The organism is Pseudomonas sp. P5_A12 (assembly GCF_056400685.1).
This window is the reverse complement of record NZ_JBFUKU010000374.1, coordinates 1-4367: the sequence shown is the minus strand read 5'-3', so window position 1 is coordinate 4367 and position 4367 is coordinate 1. Positions and strand designations below refer to the sequence as shown.

Here is a 4367-nt window from a genome sequence, read left to right as displayed (position 1 = left end):
TAGCAGCTGTCGAGCAGCGCGAGGCTGCGTTCGCTTGTAGCAGCTGTCGAGCAGCGCGAGGCTGTGTTCGGCTGCGAAGCAGTCGTAAACCCCGCACACGCGGTCTTTCTGGAATACCGCGCTGCCTGATTTCACGACTGCTTCGCAGCCGAACACAGCCTCGCGCTGCTCGACAGCTGCTACAAGCGAACGCAGCCTCGCGCTGCTCGACAGCTGCTACAAGCGAACGCAGCCTCGCGCTGCTCGACAGCTGCTACAAGCGGACGCAGCCTCGCGCTGCTCGACAGCTGCTACAAGCGGACGCAGCCTCGCTGGAGCTCGACAGCTGCTACCTCGATAGCGGAGCTGCCGAGCAGGGTGGGGAACAGTTATCTACCGCTCGATGCTGCGATTCCACCGCGCATTCCACGCCGGGCGCTGTTCGTTGACCTGATCCCAGTCGATGGCAATTGCCGTTTCCAGGTACTTTTTCATCGCCTCGACCTGACCGCGAGTCTTGTCGGTAGTTGGGGTATTGGGGTTGGACGGGATCTGGTCGCCGTCTTCAAGTGCGGCAGCTTGCGCTTCAGGCGTCAGTAAAAACGCGGCGAGTTTTTGCGCCAGTTCCGGCTGGGTGTTGTTGGCGATGGCGCACTCGGCGACGTTGAGCACCACGGCCCCTTCCTTCGGTTGAGCGTATTCGACCGGCATGCCTTTGAGTTTCAGCGCGGTGACCTGAGTCGGCGTTAACGGGAACAGCGCGGCTTCGTCGGTCTGGAGCATTTCGGAAATTTTCGCCGAGCTCGGAATGTATTCCAGCACGTTGCGTCCGACGGTATTTGGCCAGGCTTTGAAACCCGGTTCGACGTCAGTTTCGCTGCCACCCTGGATCCGGTTGAACATCAGGAAACCGTGCAGGCCGAAGGTTGACGAGGCCACCGACTGGAACACCAGTTTGTCCTTGAAGCGCGGGTCGGCCATGTCCATCCACGACGTCGGCGCGCTCCAGCCTTTTTCCTTGAACAACCGGGTGTTGTACGCCAACCCGGTAACACCGAGGCTGACTGCTACGGCTTGGTCCTTGATCCGCCCCTTGGCGGGGATCTGCGCCAGGGTCGGGCTGTCCTCAAGCTTGTCGCACAGCCCCATGGCGATGGCGCGGTACATGATGCCGTCGTCGAGGAACATCACGTGCATCTGCGGGTTGCCTTTGCTGGCCTGGACCTTGGCCAGAATATCGGCGGAGGTACCGGGCACAATGACTACTTTGACGTTGTTGGCTTTTTCGAAAACCGGCAACACCTTGTCGGCGTACAGCCGCTCCATGGTCCCGCCGTTCATGCCCAGATAAAGCGTCGGCTCGGCGTGAGCCTGGGTAACCGTGAGCAGGGCGCTCAGGCATGAAAATCCGAGCAGTGCAGTGCGTTTGAAATGATTCATTGGCGCGACCTTCCTCTTTCAAGCTACGGAGATGGAGTGAAACCGGGTGATGGAAAACGCATCCAGCGACGTCGACGCGGCGCCGTTGCAGATGATTTCGGTGAGCGCCTGGCCCACCGCCGGCCCGATCTGAAAACCCGCACCGGCAAAGCCGAACGCGTGCAACAGACCGGGTTGAGTGCTGCTGTGGCCGATCACCGGTTGGCGGTCGGGCAGATATCCTTCAGTACCGCTCCAGGTGCGAATCGCCTGGGCGCCTTCAAGAAACGGGTAGAGCTCGACGGCCTGGCGCAGGATCTCGATCACCGCTTGTTGGCCGGGGCGCGCGCGGGCACCGTCGAGTGCAAAGCCCTGGCCACCGCCGAGCACACAATTGCCGCGGGCGACCTGTCGGGCATAAATACCGCCGCCTTCGACACCGGTGCTGGCGTTCATCACCAGAGGCAGCGGCTCGGTGACCAGCATCGCCGGATGCCCGGCGTACATGGGCACCGCTTCGCCGAAGTGTTCGGCCAGGCTGCCGGCCCAGGCGCCGGCACAGTTCAACAGCCACGGCGCATGCAGTTCCAGACCGTTTTGGGTGCTGACCCGAAAGCGCTGGCCGTCGTGCTCCACGGAAGAGACCGCGGATTGTTCATGAACCTGAGCACCCTGGTGACGGGCCGCTTGGGCGAAGGCGGGGGAGACCAGTCGCGGGTTGGCGTGACCATCGTCGGGGCAAAACGAAGCGCCGACGGCGACGTCGCCGACCCAAGGAAAACGTGCGCGCAATTCACCGCGATCAAGGACCTGCAAATCGAGGCCGAAACCCTGGCTGCTGGCGGCGTAGTCCTGCAAGGCGCGCAAGTCGTCGAAGCTGCGAGCAAGCTTCAAATGACCGCTGCGCTGATATTCACCGTCAATGCCAATCAACTGTGGCAGTTGTCCCCAAATCTCGTGGGCCCGTTGCGACAAGGCTAATTGCGACAGCGGCCGACCCTGACGCCGCACGCCGCCATAGTTCACACCGCTGGAATGTGAACCGCAAAAATCCCGCTCCAGCAATGCCACACGACGTCCGGCTTTGCTGAGAAACAGGGCGGCCGAGGCACCGACAATGCCGCCGCCGATGATGATGGCGTCAACTTCGATCACGATTCGATCTCCAGGCCAAACGGCAGCGGCTTGATCGGCGCTTGTGCGCGCAGTCGACCGATCTGCGATACATCACGCTGGCTTTCGCAGGCAATTATTTCTGCGGCGCCAGCACCGCACATCCGCCCTTGGCAGCGGCCCATGCCAATGCGGCAATGGGCTTTGACCCGGTTGATTTCCCAGTGGCCTTCGCGCACGACCTGACGGATATCACCGGCGCTCACTTCTTCGCAGCGGCAGACCATCACGTCGTCTGCGGTTTCCGTTGCCCAGTGTTCGGGGAAGATGAAGGCCTGTTCCAGCCCTTTGCGGAAGGCGCTTACACGGGTGAGCGATTGCTCCAATTGGACGCAGCGCTGTGGCGCAATCAGGTTGCCGATGTCTTCGAGCACGGCCAGCGCTGCCCGTTCACCGGCCATTTCCGCGGCATCGGCGCCCATGATCCCGGCGCCGTCACCGGCCAGATAAACCTCGGCGACACTGCTGCGCCCGGCGCTGTCACGTTGCGGCAGCCAGGCGCGGTTGAGTGGGCTCCAGGAAAATTCGCAGCCCAGCAGATCGGCGAGTTGGGTTTCGCTGCGCAGGCCATGGGCGAAAGCGACGGCGTCGCAGGCCAGTTGATGTTCGCCCTTGGCGTCGGACCAGTTGAGCGACTGTACGCGGTGTTCGCCGTCGATGCGTTGCAAGGTGGCGCCCTGATGCACCGGGATGCCGTGAGCGGTCAGCCAACTGCGGTAATAAATGCCTTTGGCCAGCGTGGCCGGTTGCGAGAGCAAACCGGGCACTGCGCGGACCTGAGCACTGAACGGCGAACTGTCGAGCACCGCGACCACCTTCGCGCCGGCCTTGGCGTATTGATAGGCGACCAGGTACAGCAACGGACCGCTGCCGGCGAACACCACGCGTTCCCCGATGGAGCAGCCTTGAAACTTCAGGGCGATCTGCGCCGCGCCGAGGCTGTAGACGCCGGGTAACGTCCAGCCTTGCACCGGCAGAATCCGGTCAGTGGCGCCCGTGGCGACAATCACGCGGGAGAACTCAATTCGTGCGGCGCGACCTTCATGCAACGTGTCGAGCGCGCCGCTCTCGGCATTCCACACCAGGGTCTCTGGCCGATAATCGAGCTGTTCGCGCAACGTATCGAGGGTCTGATGCAGCGCCTTGGCCTTGGCCGCTTCGAAGCCATACAACTTGACCGCCGAACGCTTGAAGTTGGCCGGCTGGCGCCGATAGATCTGCCCGCCACCGCGCGCGGCTTCATCCAGCAATACCGGGCGAACGCCATGCGCCACCAGCGTCTGCGCCGCTCGGATCCCGGCCGGACCGGCGCCGATGATGACCACGGGTTTCATACCCACCACCCTTTAGCTAACCGCCACCAAACCCCTGTGGGAGCGAGCTTGCTCGCGATGAGGTCATTACCTTCAACATTGATGTTGGCTGACACTCCGCTTTCGCGAGCAAGCCCGCTCCCACATTGGATCTGTGTCGTCCGCAGGTTTTGTGACTGACGCCAAACACCTGTGGGAGCGGGCWTGCTCGCGAAGGCGGCGGTACTTTCAACATAGGTGGTGACTGACGGTCCGCTATCGCGAGCAGGCTCGCTCCCACAGGGGCTACCAGCCGAAGAACCCGGTCACCGGTTTGAGCGACGAGCAAATGGCTGAAGTCGAGGCGTTCCTGGAAGGCCTCGACAACCACGATGATGTGCAGGATATGTTTGTCGGTCTGGCGGGTTAAGCATTCCAGCAGGGGTGGCTTTGTTGTCTGACAGACCGTCTTCGCTGGCAAGTCGAATCGTCGCACCGTCGCAC

3 protein-coding genes and 1 pseudogene are annotated in these 4367 nt (G+C 62.4%); 1 reads left to right on the top strand and 3 read right to left on the bottom strand.

The features are described 5' to 3' along the window. Positions 1 to 372: 372 nt before the first annotated feature. Genes AC1DSG_RS28155 through AC1DSG_RS28145 form a run of 3 tightly spaced genes read right to left on the bottom strand, consistent with a single transcriptional unit; the run spans position 373 to position 3905 of the window. Positions 373 to 1419, bottom strand: a complete 1047-nt coding sequence (locus AC1DSG_RS28155) for an ABC transporter substrate-binding protein (RefSeq protein ID WP_477793796.1) — start codon at positions 1417 to 1419, stop codon at positions 373 to 375. An 18-nt stretch (positions 1420 to 1437) separates the two neighbouring features. Beyond that, positions 1438 to 2553: an NAD(P)/FAD-dependent oxidoreductase gene (locus AC1DSG_RS28150; RefSeq protein WP_477793795.1), complete on the bottom strand. Its 1116-nt coding sequence runs from the start codon at positions 2551 to 2553 to the stop codon at positions 1438 to 1440. After that, positions 2550 to 3905 carry an FAD/NAD(P)-dependent oxidoreductase gene (locus AC1DSG_RS28145; protein WP_477793794.1) on the bottom strand — a complete coding sequence of 452 codons (1356 nt, stop codon included), beginning with the start codon at positions 3903 to 3905 and terminating at the stop codon, positions 2550 to 2552. Before AC1DSG_RS28145 ends, AC1DSG_RS28150 begins: the two co-directional genes overlap by 4 nt. A 262-nt stretch (positions 3906 to 4167) precedes the next feature. Between AC1DSG_RS28145 and AC1DSG_RS28140 the strand changes: the two are divergent. Then, positions 4168 to 4293: pseudogene (locus tag AC1DSG_RS28140) on the top strand (YebC/PmpR family DNA-binding transcriptional regulator); the annotation flags it as partial. Between the last annotated feature and the right edge of the window lie 74 nt (positions 4294 to 4367).

What these genes read in the sequence shown, in the direction of transcription:
- AC1DSG_RS28155 (WP_477793796.1), bottom strand. Translation starts at nt 1,419, where the DNA reads ATGAATCATTTCAAACGCACTGCACTGCTCGGATTTTCATGCCTGAGC.
- AC1DSG_RS28145 (WP_477793794.1), bottom strand. Translation starts at nt 3,905, where the DNA reads ATGAAACCCGTGGTCATCATCGGCGCCGGTCCGGCCGGGATCCGAGCG.